This is a genomic window from Microbispora sp. H10885 (genome assembly GCF_014161415.1).
Lineage (GTDB): Bacteria > Actinomycetota > Actinomycetes > Streptosporangiales > Streptosporangiaceae > Microbispora > Microbispora triticiradicis.
In genome coordinates this window covers 229,212-249,714 of sequence record NZ_JABBWY010000004.1, presented here as the reverse complement: position 1 = coordinate 249,714, position 20,503 = coordinate 229,212, and the positions used below count along the sequence as shown (strand labels likewise).

19 protein-coding genes are annotated in these 20,503 nt (G+C 70.9%); 7 read left to right on the top strand and 12 right to left on the bottom strand.

Features of this window, described 5'->3' with window-relative positions; translation table 11 throughout:
* From HHX37_RS35725 to HHX37_RS12405, 3 genes are read left to right on the top strand one after another with little or no spacing between them, the layout of a single operon-like run.
* Entirely contained in the window at window positions 1-207 is a 207-nt protein-coding gene (locus HHX37_RS35725) for an ArsR/SmtB family transcription factor (RefSeq protein ID WP_220502822.1), read from the top strand.
* Between the two features lie 30 nt (window positions 208-237).
* A complete protein-coding gene (locus HHX37_RS12410) occupies window positions 238-783 on the top strand; it encodes a helix-turn-helix domain-containing protein (protein WP_220498737.1) in 546 nt (181 codons plus the stop codon).
* A gap of 51 nt (window positions 784-834) precedes the next feature.
* Window positions 835-1,464, top strand: a complete 630-nt coding sequence (locus tag HHX37_RS12405) for a LysE family translocator (RefSeq protein WP_182879708.1) — start codon at window positions 835-837, stop codon at window positions 1,462-1,464.
* 23 nt (window positions 1,465-1,487) lie between these two features.
* Here HHX37_RS12405 and HHX37_RS12400 read toward each other — a convergent pair whose 3' ends face one another.
* The 6 genes from HHX37_RS12400 to HHX37_RS12375 all read right to left on the bottom strand — a co-directional run bounded on the left by HHX37_RS12400 (window position 1,488) and on the right by HHX37_RS12375 (window position 8,282).
* On the bottom strand, window positions 1,488-2,774 hold the full coding sequence (locus HHX37_RS12400; RefSeq protein ID WP_182885472.1) for a thymidine phosphorylase: 1,287 nt from the start codon (window positions 2,772-2,774) through the stop codon (window positions 1,488-1,490).
* A gap of 10 nt (window positions 2,775-2,784) precedes the next feature.
* Entirely contained in the window at window positions 2,785-3,174 is a 390-nt protein-coding gene (locus HHX37_RS12395; protein WP_111698348.1) for a cytidine deaminase, read from the bottom strand.
* Window positions 3,171-4,442, bottom strand: coding sequence for an ABC transporter permease (locus HHX37_RS12390; protein ID WP_182885471.1), 1,272 nt, complete (start codon window positions 4,440-4,442; stop codon window positions 3,171-3,173). Before HHX37_RS12390 ends, HHX37_RS12395 begins: the two co-directional genes overlap by 4 nt.
* 49 nt (window positions 4,443-4,491) lie before the next feature.
* The gene (locus HHX37_RS12385) at window positions 4,492-5,622 is read right to left on the bottom strand and encodes an ABC transporter permease (RefSeq protein ID WP_182885470.1); all 1,131 of its coding nucleotides are present in this window, start codon (window positions 5,620-5,622) and stop codon (window positions 4,492-4,494) included.
* Entirely contained in the window at window positions 5,619-7,154 is a 1,536-nt protein-coding gene (locus HHX37_RS12380) for an ABC transporter ATP-binding protein (protein WP_182885667.1), read from the bottom strand. Before HHX37_RS12380 ends, HHX37_RS12385 begins: the two co-directional genes overlap by 4 nt.
* A 102-nt stretch (window positions 7,155-7,256) precedes the next feature.
* Entirely contained in the window at window positions 7,257-8,282 is a 1,026-nt protein-coding gene (locus tag HHX37_RS12375) for a BMP family lipoprotein (protein WP_165900500.1), read from the bottom strand.
* Window positions 8,283-8,801: 519 nt separating this feature from the next.
* On the opposite strand from HHX37_RS12375, the gene HHX37_RS12370 reads away from it, so the two are divergent.
* Together HHX37_RS12370 and HHX37_RS12365 are read left to right on the top strand one after the other, a co-directional pair.
* The gene (locus HHX37_RS12370) at window positions 8,802-9,122 is read left to right on the top strand and encodes a hypothetical protein (RefSeq protein ID WP_182885469.1); all 321 of its coding nucleotides are present in this window, start codon (window positions 8,802-8,804) and stop codon (window positions 9,120-9,122) included.
* Between the two features lie 166 nt (window positions 9,123-9,288).
* On the top strand, window positions 9,289-12,405 hold the full coding sequence (locus HHX37_RS12365; protein ID WP_182885468.1) for an NB-ARC domain-containing protein: 3,117 nt from the start codon (window positions 9,289-9,291) through the stop codon (window positions 12,403-12,405).
* Window positions 12,406-12,507: 102 nt separating this feature from the next.
* Here HHX37_RS12365 and HHX37_RS12360 read toward each other — a convergent pair whose 3' ends face one another.
* The 3 genes from HHX37_RS12360 to HHX37_RS12350 form a co-directional block, all read right to left on the bottom strand.
* The gene (locus HHX37_RS12360; protein WP_396775460.1) at window positions 12,508-13,749 is read right to left on the bottom strand and encodes an amidohydrolase; all 1,242 of its coding nucleotides are present in this window, start codon (window positions 13,747-13,749) and stop codon (window positions 12,508-12,510) included.
* A gap of 242 nt (window positions 13,750-13,991) precedes the next feature.
* A complete protein-coding gene (locus HHX37_RS12355) occupies window positions 13,992-15,164 on the bottom strand; it encodes a glutamate--cysteine ligase (RefSeq protein WP_182879702.1) in 1,173 nt (390 codons plus the stop codon).
* A gap of 38 nt (window positions 15,165-15,202) precedes the next feature.
* A complete protein-coding gene (locus tag HHX37_RS12350) occupies window positions 15,203-15,409 on the bottom strand; it encodes an SCO4848 family membrane protein (protein ID WP_220498736.1) in 207 nt (68 codons plus the stop codon).
* A gap of 93 nt (window positions 15,410-15,502) precedes the next feature.
* Between HHX37_RS12350 and HHX37_RS12345 the strand changes: the two genes are divergently transcribed.
* Window positions 15,503-16,792, top strand: coding sequence for a D-alanyl-D-alanine carboxypeptidase family protein (locus tag HHX37_RS12345; RefSeq protein WP_182874006.1), 1,290 nt, complete (start codon window positions 15,503-15,505; stop codon window positions 16,790-16,792).
* Between the two features lie 38 nt (window positions 16,793-16,830).
* Here the strand turns inward: HHX37_RS12345 and HHX37_RS12340 are convergent, their stop codons facing one another.
* Window positions 16,831-17,691: an SDR family NAD(P)-dependent oxidoreductase gene (locus HHX37_RS12340; protein ID WP_182885467.1), complete on the bottom strand. Its 861-nt coding sequence runs from the start codon at window positions 17,689-17,691 to the stop codon at window positions 16,831-16,833.
* 122 nt (window positions 17,692-17,813) lie between these two features.
* On the opposite strand from HHX37_RS12340, the gene HHX37_RS12335 reads away from it, so the two are divergent.
* Window positions 17,814-18,419, top strand: a complete 606-nt coding sequence (locus tag HHX37_RS12335; protein ID WP_182885466.1) for a TetR/AcrR family transcriptional regulator — start codon at window positions 17,814-17,816, stop codon at window positions 18,417-18,419.
* Window positions 18,420-18,429: 10 nt separating this feature from the next.
* On the opposite strand, the gene HHX37_RS12330 is transcribed toward HHX37_RS12335, so the two are convergent.
* Window positions 18,430-19,392, bottom strand: a complete 963-nt coding sequence (locus HHX37_RS12330; RefSeq protein WP_182879698.1) for a YihY/virulence factor BrkB family protein — start codon at window positions 19,390-19,392, stop codon at window positions 18,430-18,432.
* A gap of 55 nt (window positions 19,393-19,447) precedes the next feature.
* Window positions 19,448-20,461, bottom strand: a complete 1,014-nt coding sequence (gene trpS / locus HHX37_RS12325; RefSeq protein WP_182885465.1) for a tryptophan--tRNA ligase — start codon at window positions 20,459-20,461, stop codon at window positions 19,448-19,450.
* Window positions 20,462-20,503 lie beyond the last annotated feature (42 nt).

The window sequence follows — 20,503 nt, the reverse complement described above, 5'->3', positions numbered from 1 at the left end:
GTGCTCGTGCTGCTCGCCGCGCCGAAGAGCACCACCCACCTCGTGGCGCTCACCGGCCGGCCGCTCGGGTCCGTCGGCCGCCACCTCAGGGTGCTGCTCGACGCCGGTCTCGTACGGCGCCGCCGCGCCGGGCGGTCCGTCCTGTACTACCGCACGCCCCTCGGCGACGCGCTCGCCGAGACCGACACGAATTATCGTTCGTTATAATGAACGTATGGTTCATTTCAGAATGACATCGTGAGCGGGGCGGCGGCGGCGATCGGTGCGCAGATCCGGCTGCGCCGGCAGCAGCGCGGGATGAGCGCGGCCGAGCTCGCCCGCCGGGCCGGTCTCGGCAAGGCGACGCTGTCCAGCCTGGAGGCGGGCACCGGCAATCCGACGATCGAGACGCTGGAAGCCGTCGCCCTGGCCCTGCACATTCCCCTGACCGACCTGCTGACCAGGGACACCGACGCCGGTCCCGTCCACCTGCCCTCGACGCTCGCGGCCGCCGACGGTCCGACACGCGAACTGCTGCGCCGCATCGGCAGCGGGCACAGCCTGGAGCTGTGGCGGCTGCGCATGCCCCCGCGCACCGACCTCGACGGCATCCCGCACGCCCCCGGCACCGTCGAACACCTGCTGGTCGCCGCGGGCGAGGTCACGGCCGGGCCGGCCGACGACCCCCGCCTCCTCGCGCCGGGCGACCTGCTGGCCTTCGCCGGCGACCGCCCGCACCGTTACAGCACCGGCGACGGCCCGGCGGACGTCACGGTCGTCATCGCCTCGCCCGTGACCGGCTGAGCCGATCGAATCCCCCCACGGCCGGCCAGACCGGCCAGGAAGGACCAGCCCATGTCGTGGTTGCCGATACTCCCCCTGCTCGGCGTCTGGATCCTGGTCGTGATGAGCCCGGGCCCCGACTTCCTCATCGTGCTCAGACACTCGGCCGGCGGGTCACGGCGCAGCGGCGTACGCGTGGCCGCGGGCGTCGTCACCGGCATCGGGGTGTGGGCGGTCGCCGGTCTGTTCGGCGTCACCATGCTCGTCCAGCGGTTCGAGTGGCTCTACACCGCCGCCCGCGTCGCCGGCGCGCTGTTCCTCGTCGCGTTCGGCGTCGCGACCATCCGCGCCGCCCGCAAGCGGTCGCCCCAGGCCGACGACGAGCCGCCGGCCATCGCCGCGCGCCGTCCGGGCAGACTGCGCGAGTGGCGCGCCGGGCTGCTGACCAACCTCGCCAACCCGAAGGCTCTGGTCTTCTTCGGCGCCCTGTTCGCCAGCCTGCTCCCGCACCACGCGAACCTCGTCATGCGAACGGTCACGCTCGGCGCGATGCTGGCCGTCGCGTTCGCCTGGTTCTCCGCCGTGGCCTTCCTGGCCGGCAGCCCGTGGATCACCAGGGGCTACGGGCGGCTGAGGAAGAGGCTCGACCTGCTCACCGGCGGCCTGTTCGTCGGCATGGGCGCGCTGCTCATCCCCCGCTGAGCCCGGCCGGAACGCGCGGGAGGTCAGGCGGTGACGCGGTCGATGACCAGGGGCAGCAGGTCCGCGCCGCCGTCCACGCCGATCTCGTACGCGCCGTCGAGCGCCTGGAGGGCCCGGTCGAACCGGCCGGCCTCGTCGGCGTACAGGGTCATCAGCGGGGCGCCGGCCCGGACCTCGTCGCCGGGCTTGGCGTGCAGGACGACGCCCGCGCCCGCCGACACCGGGTCCTCCTTGCGGGCCCGTCCGGCGCCGAGCCGCCAGGCCGCCACGCCAACCTTGAGCGCGTCGAGCGTGACCAGCGTGCCCGAGGCGGGAGCGGTCACCACGGCCGACTCGGCGGCCTTCGGCAGCGGCGCGTCCGGGTCGCCGCCCTGGGCGCCGATCATGCGCCGCCAGGCGTCCATCGCCGAGCCGTCCTTGAGCGCCTGCTCGGGATCCCGGGCGCCCGGCACGGCGGCCGCCTCCAGCATCTCCTCGGCCAGCCGCACGGTGAGCTCGACCACGTCGGCCGGGCCGCCGCCGGCGAGCACCTCGACGGCCTCCTCCACCTCCAGCGCGTTGCCGACCTTCAGGCCGAGCGGCCGGTCCATCGCGGTCAGCAGGGCGACCGTGCGCACCCCGGCGTCGGTGCCGAGCTCGACCATCGTCCGGGCGAGCTCCCGGGCGTCGTCCACGGTCTTCATGAACGCGCCCGAGCCGGCCTTCACGTCGAGCACCAGCGAGCCCGTGCCCTCGGCGATCTTCTTCGACATGATCGAGGAGGCGATCAGCGGGATCGACTCGACCGTGCCGGTGACGTCGCGCAGCGCGTAGAGCTTGCGGTCGGCGGGCGCGAGGCCCGCGCCCGCCGCGCACACGACCGCGCCGGCCGAGTGGATCACGCCGAGCATCTCCTCGTTGGACAGGGACGCCCGCCAGCCGGGGATCGACTCCAGCTTGTCCAGCGTGCCGCCGCTGTGCCCGAGGCCGCGCCCGGACAGCTGCGGCACGTACGCGCCGCACGCGGCGACCAGCGGGGCCAGCGGCAGAGTGATCTTGTCCCCGACCCCGCCGGTGGAGTGCTTGTCGGCGGTGGGCCGGTCGAGGGCGGACCAGTCCATCCGCTCCCCCGACCTGATCATGGCCTGGGTCCAGTCCGCGATCTCCCTGCGGTTCATGCCGTTCAGCAGGATCGCCATCAGCAGCGCCGACATCTGCTCGTCGGCCACCTCGCCGCGCGTGTACGCGTCGATCACCCAGTCGATCTGGGCGGCCGACAGCTCGCCGCGGTCCCGCTTGGCGACGATGACCTCGATCGCGTCGAACCCCACGTTTCCCCCTTTATCGCGAAAGGTCGTCTGGCCCGAAGGCGAACGGCAGGAAGTCCGCCATCCGCATCGGCCCGTCGGGCGTCTCCACCAGCAGATCGGCGCCGCCGTGCTCGAACAGCAGCTGGCGGCAGCGCCCGCACGGCATCAGCAGCTCGCCGTGGCCGTCCACGCAGGTGAAGGCCACCAGCCGGCCGCCGCCGCTCGCGTGCAGCGCCGAGACGAGCCCGCACTCGGCGCACAGCCCGATGCCGTACGACGCGTTCTCCACGTTGCAGCCGGTGACGGTGCGGCCGTCGTCGGCCAGCGCCGCCGCGCCCACCGGGAACTTCGAGTACGGCGCGTACGCGTGGGTCATGGCCTCGCGGGCCGCCTCGCGCAGCGCCTCCCAGTCGATGGTCATTTCGCCTGCCCCCTTCGGTACGGGACGCCGTCGGCCGCCGGCATCCGCAGCCGCTGCGATGCCAGCGACAACACCAGCAGCGTGGTCAGGTGGGGGGTGAACGAGGTGAACTGCTCCGGAACGGTGTCCGTCAGGGCGAAGACCGCGAACACCGCGATCGCCACGACGCCGGTGACGAGCGCCGCGACTGCCCGCCGCTGCCGTACGAGCTGGTAGACCGCCACGGCGGCGAGCAGCAGGGCGACGACCAGCAGCAGCGCGTGCACCGAGATGCCGCCCTGGCGGAGCTGGAGCGCGTCGGTGTAGCCGAACAGCGCGGCGCCCCCGGCGAGCCCGCCCGGCCGCCAGTTGCCGAAGATCATGGCGGCGAGGCCGATGTAGCCGCGCCCGCCCGTCTGGCCGTCCCGGTAGATGCCGGCGGCCACCAGCGACAGGAACGCGCCGCCGAGCCCGGCGAGCAGGCCGGAGACGAGCACCGCGGCCCACTTGTAGAGGTAGACGTTCACGCCAAGCGACTCGGCCGCGACCGGCCGCTCACCGCACGCCCGCAGGCGCAGCCCGAAGGGCGTGCGCCACAGGATGTAGAGCGACAGCGGGACCAGCAGGATCGCCAGGATCGTGAACCAGGACACGCCCTGGGTGATGCCCCGCAGCATGCCCGCGAAGTCGGACAGCACGAACCAGTGGTTCGCCTCGACGGTACGCAGCGGGTCGTCGAGGAAGCCCAGGCTCACCGTGCCCATCTTCGGCAGCGGCGGGGAGTTCTTGGTGCCGCCGCCCGGCATGCCGTTGAAGACGAGCTGGGACAGGTACTGCGTGACGCCGACGCCGACGATGTTGATCGCGACGCCGGAGATGATGTGGTCGACGCCGAAGGTCACGGTCGCGACCGCGTGGATCGCCGCGCCCAGCGCGCCGCCGATCGCGCCGGCGAGCACGCCCGCCCACGGGCTGTGGAACTGGAGCGCGCCCCAGGCGCCGAACCACGTGCCGAGCACCATCATGCCTTCGAGGCCGATGTTGACCACGCCGGCCCGCTCCGACCACAGGCCGCCGAGCCCGGCGAGGCCGATCGGCACGGCGAGGCCGAGCGCGGCGCTGACCGTGCCCGCCGACGTGATGTCGTTCGCCCCGGTCACCAGGCGCGCGACCGACAGCAGCACCACCAGCCCGGCCAGCCCGAGCAGGAGCACCGGCGCCGACAGCCGGAACCGCCGCGCCGGAGGCGTCTCGACCGGGCGCTCGACCGGAAGGTCCGTCGCCGTCATGCCGTCTCCTCAGTTCCGTCCGCCGCGCCGCGTTCACCGATTCGCCCGCTCATACCGCCGCCTCCGCCTTGGGCGGCTCCGCCGGGGCGGCGAGCTGGCGGCTCACCCGGCGCTGCTCCGCCACGAGCCGGTACCGGTGGACCAGCTCGTACGCGATGATCACGGAGAGCACGACGACGCCCTGCATGATCTGGACGATCTCCTTGGAGATGTCGAGCAGCTGGAGCTGGTTCGACGAGTTGTCCAGAAAGCTCCACAGCAGCGCGCCGACCGCCATGCCGACCGGGCTGTTGCGGCCGAGCAGGGCGATCGCGATGCCGGTGAAGCCGAGGCCGGCGGGGAAGTTGTTGCTGTACTTGTAGGAGGCGCCGAGCAGCTCCGGCATGCCGATCAGGCCCGCGATCGCCCCCGACATGACCATCGTGACGACGATCATCTTCTTCACGCCGACCCCGCTGGCCACCGCGGCCGACTCGGACTTGCCGGTCGCCCGCAGCTCGAAGCCGAACCGGGTGCGGTTGAGCACGACCCAGTACGCGGCGCCGAGCAGGATCGCGACCACGATGAACCCGTTGACCAGCACCGGCGTGCCCGCGACGAGCGGGATGCCGGGCACGTGCGCGTCGTCGGGGATCGGCCGGGTGCCGAGGTCGTTGCCGGTCAGCACGCCGAAGTGCTCGCTGACCAGCCAGGACCCGAGGCCCGTGGCGATCGCGTTCAGCATGATGGTCGAGATGACCTCGCTCACGCCCCGGTAGACCCGGAGCAGGCCGGCGATGGCGGCCCACAGCGCCCCGACGACCACCGCGGCGACGACCACGAGGACGATGTTCAGCACGCCGGGGACGACGGCGGCGCCGCCGAGCCCGGCCGCGATCACGGCCGCGAGGCGGTACTGGCCGTCCACGCCGATGTTGAAGAGGTTCATCCGGAAGCCGACGGCCACCGCGAGCGCGGAGATGTAGTACATGACCCCGGTGTTGAGGATCATGACCATCGACCGCGGCTGGGTGCCGTAGTCCGCGAGCGTGGTGAACGCCTCCACCGGCTCCTTGCCGGCGACGAGCAGGACCACCGAGGTGATCAGCACCGCGAAGACGACCGCGACGACCGGCGCGGCCACGGCGAGCCAGCCGCCCAGGCGGACCCGGCCGAGCACCCGGTCGAGGAAGCCGTTCATACGCCCTCCCCGGCGCCGGTCATCGCCGAGCCCAGTTGCTCGGGCGTCACGTTCGCGGGATCGACGTCGGCGACGATCCTGCCGCGCAGGATCACCTTGAGCGTGTCGGACAGCCCGATCAGCTCGTCCAGGTCCGCGGAGATCAGCAGCACGGCCAGCCCGGCGGCACGCGCGGTGCGCAGGTGGTCCCAGATCGCCGCCTGCGCGCCGATGTCGACGCCGCGGGTGGGATGGCTGGCGATGAGCAGCACGGGGTCACCGCTCATCTCGCGGCCGACGATCAGCTTCTGCTGGTTGCCGCCGGACAGCGCGGCGGCGTCCACGTCGATCCCGGGGGTGCGGACGTCGTAGTCCTCGACGATCCGCCGGGTGTCGGCCCGCGCGCCCGCGCGGTCGATCCACGGCCCCCTGACGTTCGGCCTGCGCGTCTGGTGACCGAGGATGCGGTTCTCCCACAGCGGGGACTCCAGCAGCAGGCCGTGCCGGTGGCGGTCCTCGGGGATGTAGCCGATCCCGCCCGCGCGCCGTCTGAGCGTCGGCCACTGGGAGATGTCGGCGCCGCCGAGGGTGAGCGCGGCCACCTCGCAGGGGCGCATGCCCATGATCGCCTCGACCAGTTCCGCCTGGCCGTTGCCCTCGACGCCCGCGATGCCGAGCACCTCGCCCTTGCGGATGTCGAAGCTCACGTTCCCGACCACCGGGCGCCCGTCGCCGGTGCGCACGGTCAGGTCGCGTACGGACAGGGCGACGACGTCGGTGACGGTCGACTCGCGGGTCTCGGGGCTGGGCAGCGCGCTGCCGACCATGAGCTCGGCGAGCTTGCGGGAGGTGACGTCCTTCGGGTCCACGGTCGCGACCGTGGTGCCGCGCCGGATGACGGTGATGGCGTCGGCGACCCGCAGCACCTCGTCCAGCTTGTGGGAGATGAACAGGATCGTCAGTCCCTCGCGGACCAGGCCGCGCAGGTTGTCGAACAGCTCGTCCACCTCGTGCGGCACGAGCACGGCGGTCGGCTCGTCCAGGATCAGGATGCGGGCGCCCCGGTAGAGCACCTTCAGGATCTCCACCCGCTGGCGGTCGCCGACCCCCAGCTCCTCCACCGGCACGTCGGGGCGCACGCCCAGGCCGTACGCGTCGGAGATGTCCTTGATCTTCCTGCGCGCGGCGGCGAAGTCGAGGGCGACCCCGCCTCGGCGGGGCTCGCTGCCGAGCACCACGTTCTCCAGGACGGTCAGGTTGTCGGCCAGCATGAAGTGCTGGTGGACCATTCCGATGCCGGCGGAGATGGCGTCGGCGGGAGTGTGGAACCCCACGGGTAACCCGTCGACGCGGATCTCGCCCTCGTCGGGCCGCTGCATCCCGTAGAGGATCTTCATGAGCGTGGACTTGCCCGCGCCGTTCTCGCCGACGATGGCGTGGATGTGCCCTCGGGCGACGCGGAGGTGGATGTCGCTGTTGGCGACGACTCCCGGGAACCTCTTGGTGATCCCGGAGAGCTCTACTGCGGGTGCCGTAGCGGTGGCGACGGTAATGGCGGCCTCCTCCTCGCGGAGTGCCCGATGACGGTCAAGTGGTAGTCAGAGTAGAACAAAAGGGCCCGGGGCGGGTGCCACCGGGCCCCTTGATTGCGCAGGTCAGGAGCTCGGGACCGAGATCTCGCCGCTGATGATCTTCTGCTTGTACTCGTCGATCTTCGGCTTGATGTCGTCGATCTTGCCGCCGGTCGTGGAGTAGTCGACGCCGCCGGCCTTGAGGTCGTAGATGGCCGGACCGGCCTTGACCGTGCCGGAGGTGAAGTTCTTCAGGAAGTCGAAGACGGCCACGTCGACCTTCTTGATCATGGACGTCATGATCACGTCCTTGAAGTCGGCGTACGCCGGGAGGGCCGCCTGGTCGGAGTCGACCCCGATCGCCATCGCCTTGGCGGCCTTGGCCGCCTCGAACACGCCCCCGCCGGAGCCGCCGGCCGCCTGGTAGACCACGTCCGCGCCGGCGTCGTACATGCCCGTCGCGGCGGTCTTGCCCTTGGCCGGGTCGCCGAAGCCGCCGAAGTCCGGGGGCTGGGTGAGGTACTTGGTCTGGATCTTGATGTCCGGCTTGACGGCCTTCGCGCCGGCCTCGAAGCCCGCCTCGAACTTGTGGATCAGCGGCACGTCGACGCCGCCCACGAAGCCGATGTTGCCCTTCTCGGACTTCAGCGCCGCCGCGGCGCCGACGAGGAACGACCCCTGCTCCTCGGCGAACATCAGGTTGGTGATGTTGTCGGCCTTGGCGGCGTCGTCGTCGACGATGGCGAACTTGACGTCGGGGAACTCCTTGGCGACCTTCACCAAGGGGCCCGAGTAGACGAAGCCCACCGCGATGACCGGGTTGTACCCGCCGTTGGCGAGCAGGCGCAGCCGCTCCTCCTTCTGGGCGTCGGTCTCCCCCGCCGTCGCCTCCAGTTCCTTCTTCTCGATCTTCAGCTCCGACTCGGCCTGGTCGAGGCCCCTGGCGGCGGCGTCGTTGAACGAACCGTCGCCGCGGCCGCCGATGTCGTACGCCATGCCCACCTTCGCGCCGGCGGCGGCGGGCGCGGAGGACGCGCCGGCCGTGGCCCCGGTGGTGGTGTCGTCGCCGCCCCCACACGCGGCGGCGGCCATGAGCAAGGCGCCACCCATGGTGGCGGCGGCCAGTCTGCTAACTCGATTGCGGAGCAAGATGTTGACTCCCCTTCCGTTCCCCGCCGTCCCTCGTCGCACGCACGCAGGAACGCACGGCAACCCTGCACGGAAGATAGTTGTTTGACCTGCATAGACCAAACCCGCATACCACTCCGCAACATGTCCGTTATTGAGCCCAGTCCGGGCTGTGACCAGCGACTTAGCCGGGGGAACCGTTACCTCCCCATGAACGATCTCGCACCCGGGCCGCCCGGATGCCCACGCCCGTGCCGACCTTGGCGGAGCGCCGGGGCCATGGTCCTGCGGCCCGGACCGGTGCGCGGAGAATCATCGCTGTAGGCCCTCCGGCCACCGATGAACAAGGTCCCGCGCGCGCTTCGCCCACCATGATTGAAGCAGCCGCGACGGCCATGGCAGAGGCGACCAAGCCGGCATCGGATGCTTTTCTGTCTCCCTTTTCTCGCTCATCATGGAGGGTGCAGCCCCGACTTGCGGTCCGGAACCACGGAGGTTTCATTGGATCCCATCACCGTGGCGATCGCCGGCGCCGTGGCGACCGGCCTCGCGACACGTACCGGCGAATCAGCGGGTGACGCTCTCGCCACCCTCGTCGGCCGGATCCGCAGGCGTTTCCGCGACAGACCGGCGGTCCTCGACGACGAGGAACAGGCAGCCGAGGTGATCGACGCCGAGTTCGCCCGCGACCCCGCGTTCAAGCGGGACTGCCACGCTCTGTGGGTTCAGGCACAGAACAACGCGGTCGTGAACTCCTTCACGGGCCAGGCGAAGAACGTCGTCCAGGCCCGCGAAATCCATGGCGGAATAACCTTCGACTGAACGAGAACGGGGAAAGATACCGGACGATATCAATCAGGTGTCCGAGCCGCCGCAGATCAGGAACGAGATTTCCGGCGTCATTGTCGGTAATGTCGTTCAGGTCGGCCAGTTGATCGGTCCCGCAGCGCCCGCCACTCGGCCATGGATGGCGCCTCCGCTCGACCACGTGATCGAACGGCCCGAGGTGGGAGATGTGCTGCTGGAGACCCTGCTCGCGGCCGACGCACAGGAGATCGGGCTGTCCACCGCGCTGCACGGAGCGGGCGGCTTCGGCAAGACCACCCTCGCGGCCTGGGCGTGTCACCGCCCGGAGGTGTACGACTTCTACCGCGGCGGCCTGCTGTGGCTGACGATCGGCCAGGAGACCCGCGACGCCGCGCTCGCCGAGCGGATCAACGATCTGGCGTTCGTGGTGTCGGGACGGCGGCCCTCGATCGCCGATCCACTGATCGCAGGCGCGGAACTGGGACGACTGCTGGATGAGCGGGATCCCCTGTTGCTGGTCCTGGACGACGTCTGGCACGAATCGCAACTGCGGCCGTTCCGGGTAGGTGGCGGAAGGTGCACGAGGCTGGTCACGACCCGCGTCCCGGATCTGCTGCCCCCCGCCGCGGCACGCTTCCTGGTGGACGTCATGTCCCCGGAGCAGGCGAGGCTGGTGATCACCCAGGGAATCACCGACTTCCCGGCAGGGCGGGCCGACGCGCTGGCGGCCGCGTGCGGCCGGTGGCCGGTGCTCCTGGGGCTGGTCAACAGGGTGCTGCGGCGCCGGACGGCTCGCGGTGAGGCGAGCGCCGAAGCCGTCGACTGGGTGCTGGGACGCCTGACCGCGCAGGGTCCCGCCGCGCTGGACCCGTCCCGGCCGGCTGACCGCGCCCAGGCGGTCGCCGCCACCGTGGAGGCGAGCCTGGGGCTGTTGTCGCCTGCCGGACGGGCACGCTGTCTGGATCTCGCGATCTTCCCGGAGGACGTGCCGATTCCGTTGACCGTCCTCTCCTTGCTGTGGCCAGGTGACGTGGAGGCGGCCTGTGAGGAGCTCACGAGCGTCGGGCTGATCGCGGACTACCGGCTCGATGCGCCCGGCCCACGCCTACTGCTCCACGACGTGATCCGGAGCTACCTGAGAACCTGCCTCACAGACGAGGCGTCGGTGCACGTCCGGCTGGTACGGGGTGTCGAACGGCTGGTCGGCGACAAGTGGTGGGACCTCCCCGCCGAGGCCGAGTACCTGTGGCGGTTCCTGCCCTACCACGTGCACAAGGCGGGCCTGCCGATCGAACCCGTGAGCGATCTACGGTGGGTGGCGGCGAAGACGCTGCACCAGGGGTCGCTCGTCGGCGCGCTGACCGATCTCGAACTCGGTGCCACACCCGCCGCGAGAGCTCTCCGGTCGGTGCTGGCACCGGTCGCACGGTTGTTCGGCCCCATCGACCCCGCCACTGCGATCGGCGCCACTCTGGCCAGCCGCGTGCGGGGCGTCGAAGGGCTCGAAGAGGTGTATTCGGCCTACCGCCGCACCCTGCCGCGCCCACGCCTGGAGCCGGCGTGGCCGTTACCCGACCGGGAGGCGTCCGTCGGCCACACCGGCGGAGTCACCGACTGTGCCTTCTCACCGGACGGCACGCTGCTGGCCACCTCCAGTGACGATCAGACGGTCCGGCTCTGGCACACACCGGACGGGACGGCGCGAGGAGTGCTGGAAGGACACAGCGGCGGCATCTGGACATGCGCGTTCTCCCCCGACGGCACGCTGCTGGCCACGGGAGGCGACGACCACACCGTACGGCTCTGGCGAGTGAGCGACGCCACGCCCCAAGAAATCCTGGTGGGCCACCGCGGGCTGGTCGGCGACTGCGCTTTCTCTCCGGACGCCACGCTACTTGCGACCGTGAGCACGGACGGCTCCGCGCGGCTGTGGTCGGTCCCGGACGGCGCCTGCGTGGCGGTGCTGATGAGCCACGCGGGGCCCGTCACCTGTTGTGCCTTCTCTCCCGACGGCATGCTGCTCGCGACCGCGGGACACGATCGGATCGTGCGGCTCTGGTCCGTTCGCGACCGACGCCTGCTCGTGAGGCTGCACGGCCACACCGACCGGGTGCAGGGATGTTCGTTCTCCGCCGACGGACTGCTGGCGACTGTCGGTGCGGACTCGATGGTGCGACTGTGGGACACCCGCGACGGTTCCTCGGCCGGAGTGCTGACCGGACATCGGGGCTTCGTCACGGACTGCCAGTTCGCGCCGGACGGAAGGCTCGCGACGACCGGTCACGACGAAACGGTGCGGCTGTGGCGCGACGGTGTGCAGTTCCAGGTCTGGTCTGGGCACACCGCCTGGATCCGGCGATGCGCGTTCTCGCGTGACGGCGGGCTGATGGCCACCGCGGCCTATGACGGGACGGCGCGGATCTGGCGCACCGCCGACGGCACCTCGTCGGTCCTGTCGGCACAACGGGCCTGGGTCCGCGGGTGCGCGTTCTCCCCCGACGGCCGCTTGCTGGCCACCGCGAGCGATGACCTCACCGCACGCGTGCTGCGCATCGAGGACGGCGTAGAGGTGGCGTCCCTCTCCGGCCATGGGGGCCGGGTCAACGGGTGCGCCTTCTCCCCTGACAGCGCAGTGCTGGCGACGTCCAGTTCGGACGGCATCGCGCGGCTGTGGCGCTCCGGCTCGCCGGAGGTCGAACTCACGGGCCATACCGAAGGCGTCAACGGCTGCCGGTTCTCTCCCGATGGAAGACTGCTCGCGACGCCGAGCGACGATCGAACGGTCCGGCTGTGGCGGGCACGGGACGGCGAGGTGCTCACGGTGCTGCGGGGCCACGCCGACCGTGTGAACGACTGCGCGTTCTCCCCCGACGGCGCACGTGTGATCAGTGGCGGCAACGACGGCACTGTGCGCGTGTGGCGTGACGGCCGACCGGAGATGGTTCTCGAAGGCCATACGGACGTCGTGAACGGGTGTGCGTTCGCGCCGGCCGGATCGATGATCGCCAGTTCCAGCGACGACGGGACGATCATCCTGTGGGACCTGGCGGCCGCCGCTCCCCGCGCCGTCCTTCGCGGGCACACGAGTTGGGTCGACCGGTGCGCGTTCTCTCCGGACGGCGCCGTCCTGGCCAGCGCGAGCAACGACGGCACCGTACGTGTGTGGGACGTGACCACCGCGGCGTGCCTCGCCGCGTTACGCGTCGCCGGGCCGGTAACGGGAATCGCGTGGCATCCCGGGGGTGGCCTCCTTGCCACCGGCGGCGGTGCGGGCGCCTACTTGCTGCGCTATACGTGACCACCGACGCCGAGGGCGCGAAGGCCCCGGCGGCGCGGAGGCGTCAAGCGAGAACCCGGGCGGTGCGGCAGGTCGGGACCCGGCACGCACCGCCTCGACGTGTCAGCGGTTGCCGCCCCACAGGGCGGTGAGCGCCGTGGCGGCGAGCACCTTGACGCCGACGCCGATGGCGCGCTCGTCCACGTCGAACTGCGGCCGGTGGAGGTCGACCTCGTCCACGACACCCGGCGGCCGGGTGCCGAGCCGGGCGAGCGCGCCGGGCACCGATTCGAGGTACCAGGAGAAGTCCTCGCCGCCGAGGCTCTGCGGGGTGGGCACGGCCCTGCCCTCGCCGATGATCTGGGTGACCGCGTCGTGCAGCATCTGGATGCTGGTGGCCTCGTTCACCGTGGGCGGCGTGCCGCGCCGGTAGTCGATCTCGGCGTCCACGCCGTACGCGCAGGCGACCGAGTCGAGCAGCGCCTTGACGAGGTCGGGGGCCTGGTGCCAGGCCTCCTCGTCCAGGGACCTGACCGTGCCCTGGGCCATGCCGACGTCCGGGATCGCGTTGGCCACGGACCCGGCCGAGATCTGGCCCCACACGAGGCTGAGGCTGGACCGGGGGTCCACGCGCCGCGACAGCGCGGCCGGCAGCTCGGTGACGATCTTGCTGAGCGCGTAGACGAGGTCCACGGTCAGGTGGGGCCGGGCGGTGTGCCCGCCGGGGCCGGCCACCCGGATGCGCAGGCTGTCGCAGGACCCGGTGATCGGGCCGGTGCGCAGGCCGACGTGACCGGCGTCGAGGCGCGGGTCGCAGTGCAGCGCGAAGATGCGGTCGACGTCGTTCAGGCCGCCGTCGCGCATGACCTCCAGGGCGCCGCTCGCCACCTCCTCGGCGGGCTGGAAGATCAGCCGTACCCGGCCGGGCAGCGCGCCCGCGTCGGCCTGCGACGCCAGGAACAGCCCCGCGCCGACGACCATGGTGGTGTGCACGTCGTGGCCGCAGGCGTGGCAGGCGTTCGGGTTCGTGGAGCGATAGGGGACGTCCTTCTCGTCCTCCATCGGCAGCGCGTCGATGTCGGCGCGCAGGGCGATCGTCGGCCCTTCGCCCCGGCCGAGGTCCACCCACAGGCCGGTCCCGCGGGACAGCGGGTGCGGCGTGAGACCGGCGTCGGTCATGCGCTCGGCGATCTTCTCCGTCGTGCGATGCTCGCTGAAGGCGATCTCCGGATGCGCGTGCAGATCGCGCCGGAACTCGATCAGCTCATCGTTGTGCTCGCGAAGGAAGTCCGCCAGTTGCCCGGCCAGGTCGGCACTTCCCGGCACGGCCGCGTCCGGCGTAGCGAGCTTCGATGAGGTGGCCACGGGTCTTCCCTTCTCCGGTGAGCCGTCCCGGCCACGGGTCATCGGATCGTCCATATGATCACTAAAAGTCATGAAAAAGCCCAGAAGGGTCGAGCGGGCGTGTCTCGCCTCCACCGACCCTTCATTCACAATCCTTCCATGCCGCGGCCCCTTGATACGGCGGATTGCCCAGTATTTACACCGGTCACCGCCTGTTGTCAGAACTGCGGCGAAGTTTCCCGGTACATCTCAGGCGTACCCCTTCAGGAGCCCGAATGCCCGGCGTCGCGGTTGGGGTTCGACGTCACGAACCTGTCCTCGGCGAGCTCGATGATCGTGGCATCGACCACGTCCTGGAGGCTCCCTCCGTCGGCGAGGATCGCCCGCTGGCGCTCGGAGGAGCTTCCCTGCTCCAGCACGTCGGTCACGACCGCCAGTTCCTCGGCACAGCCGAGCCGCTCGGCGACCGGTTCGAGTTCGCGCTGAAGTTCATACAATACGTCGCGCATCGGCGCCGTGGAGCCATGGTCGTCGGTGATCACGTCCGCGTCGAGACCATACCGCGTCGCGCGCCACTTGTTGTCACGCACCACCCACGCCGCCGGATGCGGCAGCGTGTAGCCCCGGTCGATCTGCTGGTCGAACTGCTGCACGAGGCACTGGGACAGCGCGGCGACCATGCCGACCTCGCGCGGCGTGGGGATGCCGTCGAACATCCGGATCTCGATCGTGCCGAAGTCGGGGTGCGGCCGGATGTCCCACCACACCTCCTTGATGCTGCGGATCGTGCCCGCCTTGATCAGCGTGTCCATGTACTCCTCGAACTCGGCCCAGTCGGCCAGCAGGTGCGGCGGCCCGGCGGTGGGCAGCGAGCCGAAGACGATGGCCCGGCTCGACGCCAGCCCGGTGTCCTGCCCGCCCCAGTAGGGGCTGGAGGAGGTGAGCGCCAGGAAGTGCGGGAGGTACGCCGCGAGGGCGTTGACGATCGGGATGACCTTGTCCCGGTCCCGGACGCCCACGTGGACGTGCACGCCGAAGGTCTGGATGCGCCAGGCGAGCCACTGCATCTCCTCGACCAGTTCGACGTACCGCTGGTTGGGCGCGTAGACGGCGTCCCGCCAGTCGCTGATCGCGTGGGTCCCGGTGCAGGCGAGCGCGATGCCGCGCGGCTCGACCGCCTCGGTCAGCCGGCCGATGCTCTTGCGCAGATCCTGTACGGCCTCCGCGACCGTGTGGCAGACGTCGGTGATGATCTCGACCTGCGACTGCATCAGCTCGTGCATCGCCTTGGGCCGCTGGCCCTCACTGAGGTCGGGGACCGCGGCGAGCACGTCCCTCGCGTCCTGGCGCAGATGCCGCGTGTGCGTGTCGACGAGCTGAAGCTCCCACTCCACCCCGAGCGTCGCACCCCGCGAGGGATTGAACTCGATCGTCACCGCTTGCCTCCATCACTTGGTCGTGCCGGACAACGTCGTCAGAGGTCAGCCCTACCCCTCATCCATCCCCGCACGCCCACGGCCGCGAGCGTCAGCGCCAGGAGGATGTTCACCGCGATCAGCACCCCGTGGACGACGTAGAAGGACGTCTTGTGCCCGTCGGCGAGGTTGAAGCCCAGGTTGATCCACTCGAAGATCATGAACGCGGCGAGCGCCACGAGAAAGGCGGAGACACGTCTCGTCATGCTCACAGTATCGACGGCTCTCCGCGTGGCCCCGAGGTCTATGGGGCATATGTCGCTTCATGCGAAAACAGTCGAGGCTAGGCTGAGCCACCTATGGGGACGAACCTACGGGCCCTCACCGCGGCCGGGGCGACGGCGGGGCTGCTGACGACGGCGCTGCTCGGCGCCTCTCCCGCCGCCGGAACGCGTGCCGTGCCGAGTCCGCCGGCCCCGCGGGCGAGCGGGACCGCGGCCGCCGGGACCACCGGAACGGCGGGGGCCGCCACCGTCGGCGGGGAACGGCTGGCCGGTCACGGCGTCATCGCGCCGGACGGTTTCAAGGCGCCGCCCAAGACCGAGTCCTCCGCCTACCTCGTCGCCGACGCGGACACCGGCGCGGTGCTCGCGGCGAAGGACCCGCACGGGCGCTATCTGCCGGCGAGCACCCTGAAGACGCTCACGGCCGTGACGCTGATCCCCAGGCTGGACAAGAATCGCAAGATCAAGCCGAGCGAGAAGGCCTGCAACGTCGAGGGCAGCGCCGTCGGGATCGTTCCCGAACCGATCTACAAGATCGACGACCTCATGCGGGCCCTCCTCATGGTCTCCGCCAACGACGCCGCGGTCGCGCTCGCCGAGGCCAACGGCGGCCTGCCCAGGACGCTCGCCGACATGAACAGACAGGCGCGCAAACTCCAGGCGTACGACACGGTGGCCAAGACGCCGAACGGCCTGGACGCCCCCGGCCAGCGCAGCTCGGCGTACGACCTCGCCCTCATCGCCAGGGCCGGGCTGGCGATGCCGGCCTTCCGCGAGTACATCAGCACGAAGGTCGCCAAGTTCCCGGCGCCCAAGGACTACGGCAAGAAAAAGAAGAAGAAGCACCACGACGACTCCGACCCCAGCGAGTCCCCGGCGCCCGCCTACTACGAGATGGCCAACCACAACCGGCTGCTCGGGCGTTACAAGGGCATGCTCGGCGTGAAGAACGGCTGGACGTCGAAGGCTCTCGGCAGCTTCGTGGGCGCGGCCCGCCGCGACGGCCACACGATCATCGTCGTGATCATGCATCACCCCGGCGGCTTCTGGGAGGAGGTCTCCAAGCTGCTCGACTGGGGCTTCGCCGCGCGCAGCCGGGTCGCCCCCATCGGCGAACTGGTCAAACCGGTGCCCGACCCCGCGCCCTCGTCGTCCGCCCTGGCCGTACGGCCCACGCGGACGCCCGGCGCGGCGGACGGCTCGGGCGGTGACGCGCGCCGGGTGGCGGGCAAGGAGCCCGCCGCGGGCGGCTCGGGGATGGCCGTCCCCCTGCTCGCCGGCGGCGGAGCGCTGGCGGCGCTCGCCCTCGGCGGCGCGTACGCCCTGCGCCGCCGCCGGAGGACCCCCGGCGACACCGCCGGCTAGACGGCCCCTGCCGGACGGCGCCCGTCGAACAGCGCCCGTCAGACAGCGGGAGGGGCGGGGATGGCGTGCTCGGCGGCGCGGCTGACCTCCTCCCACTGGGCCCAGGTCTCCATCCGCCGGCGGGAGACGTCGAAGGCCAGGTCGTAGGCCGTGCCGCCCAGCAGCAGCCGCAGCGGCGGCTCGTCGCTGCCGACGAGCCTCAGCACGGCCTCGGCGGCCAGCCGGGGGTCGCTGTCCACCGATCCCTCGGCCCACTGCTTCTCCAGCTCCGCCCGCAGGGGTGCGTAGTCAGGGATCGGCGTGGTCGCGGTCATGCCGCTGTAGAGGTTGGTCCAGTAGCCGCCGGGCTCGACGATGGTGACCCTGACCCCGAACCGCGCGGCCTCCATCGCCAGAGCCTCGCTCATCCCCTCCAGAGCGAACTTGCTCGCGCTGTACAACCCCGTGGTGGGGAAACCGCCGAGCGCTCCGATGCTGGAGATCTGCACGATGTGCCCGGACCGCTGGGCCCGCAGGCGGGGCATTACGGCCTGACCGACCCACAACGCGCCGAAGAAGTTGGTCTCCATCTGAGCCCGGGCCTCAGCCTCGGTGAACTCCTCGATCATCCCCATGCACATGATCCCGGCGTTGTTCACCACGACGTCGAGCCGGCCGAAGCGTTCGGCCGCCCGGGCGACCGCGGCGAAGACCGCCGCGCGGTCGGTGACGTCCAGAGGGTGCACGAACAGCCTGTCCTCGTGTTCGGCGGCCAGGTCCTCCAGCGGCGCGACGGTCCGGGTCGCGGCCACCACCCGGTCGCCGTTGTCGAGCGCGGCCCGGGCGAACGCCCGGCCGAGGCCCCGTCCCGCACCGGTGATGAACCAGACCCGGCCCGAATCGTCGGTCGTCGTACGCATGCGGCTCCAATCGGATTGTCAATACTGGACGAGACGTCTCGTCTCGTTTGACCAATAGTGACGTCGCATCGGAAACATGTCAAGACGGACCGTCTCGTCTCATTTTTGGTAGGTTCGGCGGCATGACGGCACAGCACGGCACGACTCCCGGCACGAGACGCCGCAGCGAGGCCTCACGGCGGGCCATCCTCACCGCGGCGTTCGAACTCGTCGGCGAGGTCGGCTACGCGAAGCTGAGCATCGAGGGGATCGCCGCCCGGGCCGGGGTCGGCAAGCAGACCATCTACCGCTGGTGGCCCTCCAAGGGAGCGGTGCTCTTCGACGCGTTCCTGATGCTCAGCGAGGGCGAGGGCGATTCGCCGGCGCTGCCTGACACCGGCGACCTGGAGGCCGACCTGAAGACGGTCCTGCGCGCCACGGTCGCCGAGCTGAACGACCCGCGGTACGACGAGCCCATGCGCGCGCTCAACACGGAGATCCCGCACGACCCCGCGCTCGCCGCGGCCTACGCCGAACGGCTCGACCGGCCGATGAAGGAGCTGAAGAAGCAGCGGCTGCGCAGCGCGCAGCGGGCCGGGCAGCTCTCCGGCGATCTGGACCTGGACGTCGCGATCGAGATGCTGTGGGGACCGCTGCTCAACCGGTGGCTCCAGCGCAGCGGCCCTCTCACTCCCGAGTACGCCGACACGATCGTGGAGACCGCGCTCAAGGGGTTGCGCCCGCGTTAGAGGCGCGCGGTCACGCGGGACCGGTGGTGGGGGTGGTCGCGGGCGAGGGAAGCGGAGTGGGCTCGGGAGGCGGGCCGAGGGTGGCCGTCGCCGTCCACGCGGCGGCGTAGAGGATCACCCGGGCCGACAGGTTGATCCACAGCAGCAACCCCACGACCACCGCGAACGTGCCGTACACGGGGTTGTGCAGGGTGCTGGAGAGGATCAGCGCGGCGAGCTGCTTGAGCACCCCGAATCCGACCGCGCCCAGCAGCGCGCCCTTGAGCACGACGAGGAACGGCTGCCCCGGTTTGGCCAGCCAGCCGAGGATGACCAGGAAGAGCAGCAGGTCGGCGACGAGGCTCGCGGCCACCCCGGCGAGCCAGACGCCGAGACCGGCGAGCGGTGAGGAGCCGAGGCCGAGCCAGCCGGCGACCGTGTTCGTGGCCCCGGTGGCGAAGCCGCTCGCGATCACCGAGGCGAGCAGGACGACACCCATGAGCACGAGCGCGACGAGGTCGCGCAGCTTGCCGACGAAGTAGTTGAGCGGCGGCTCGCAGGTCATCCAGACGGTGCGCAGGGCCCCGCGCAGCGCGTCCATCGCGCCCAGGCCGGCGTAGAGCAGGCCGAGCAGGCCGATGAGCCCGGCTCGCGCCCGCGCCCCGGCGAGCTGGTCGATGTGCAGCTGCCCGGCGAGCCCGGGAAGCTGGCTGTTGATCGCCTCCGTGAGCGTGGCGAGCGCGTCCGGGCGGATCGTCACGACGTACCCGAACAGCGCGAAGGCCAGTGCGATCAGCGGGAAGAACGACAGGAACGCGAAGTAGGTGATGGCGCCGGCCAGCCGGTCACCCGTCTGCACCTGGTAGCGCTGCACGGTCCGGATGAGGTGGTCGAGCGCGCGGAAGCGGATCCGGTTGCGCTCGATCCACACTCGGCCCGTCGCCTTGACCGCGTCCACCCGCCGGGTGACCTGCTCGACGATCCCCAACCTCATCGCGGTTGTCTACCCCGCGGAGCGGGCTCGATGCCTGCTCACGCGGGCCTGCCGGTCAGTCGAGGGGCGGGGACGGCAGCAGGCCGAGGCGCTCGCGCACCTGAGCCATCGTCTCGCGGGCCACCGCCCGGGCCCGGGCCGCGCCCGCGACCAGCAGCCGGTCGAGCTCGGCCTCGTCGGCCAGCAGCTTCTCCGTACGCTCGCGGATCGGGGCGAACGTCTCGATGACCGCCTCGGCGACCTCCTTCTTGAAGGTGCCGTAGCCCTGCCCGGCGAACCGGGCCTCCAGCTCGGGGATCGGCGTGCCGGTCAGCGCGGACTGGATCCGCAGCAGGTTGGTGACGCCCGGCTTGTTCTCCTCGTCGGCGACGACCTCGCTGCCGGTGTCGGTCACCGCACGCATGATCTTCTTGCGCAGCGCGGTCGGCTCCTCCAGGACGTCGATGATGCCCTGTGGGCTCGACGACGACTTGGACATCTTCGCGGTCGGGTCCTGGAGGTCGGTGATCTTCTCGACCTCCTTGAGAATGTAGGGGTTCGGCACCTTGAAGGTCGGGCCGTAGCGGCTGTTGAAGCGCTGCGCGAGGTCGCGGCTGAGCTCCAGGTGCTGCTTCTGGTCCACGCCCACCGGCACCTGGTCGGCCTGGTAGATCAGGATGTCGGCCGCCTGGAGGATCGGGTAGGTGAACAGGCCGACTCCGGCCGAGCTCTCGCCGTACCTGGCGGACTTGTCCTTGAACTGGGTCATCCGCCCGGCCTCGCCCATGCCGGTCTGGCAGATGAGGTACCAGGCGAGCTCGCTGTGCTCGCGTACGTGGCTCTGGGCGAACACCGAGGCGCGCTCCGGGTCGAGGCCCGCCCCGAAGAGCTGGGCGGCGGCGACCCTGGTGCGGCGGCGCAGCTCCTCCGGCTTCGGGGAGACCGTCAGCGCGTGCAGGTCGGCGATGAAGAAGAAGGCCTCGTGGGTGTCCTGCAACGCGACGTACTGCCGGACGGCACCGAGGTAGTTCCCCAGGTGGAACGAGTCGGCGGTGGGCTGGATGCCGGACAGGACGCGAGCGAGAGCCATGGGGCAATTCTGTCAGGACTCCCGGGCTGCCCGCGACACGCG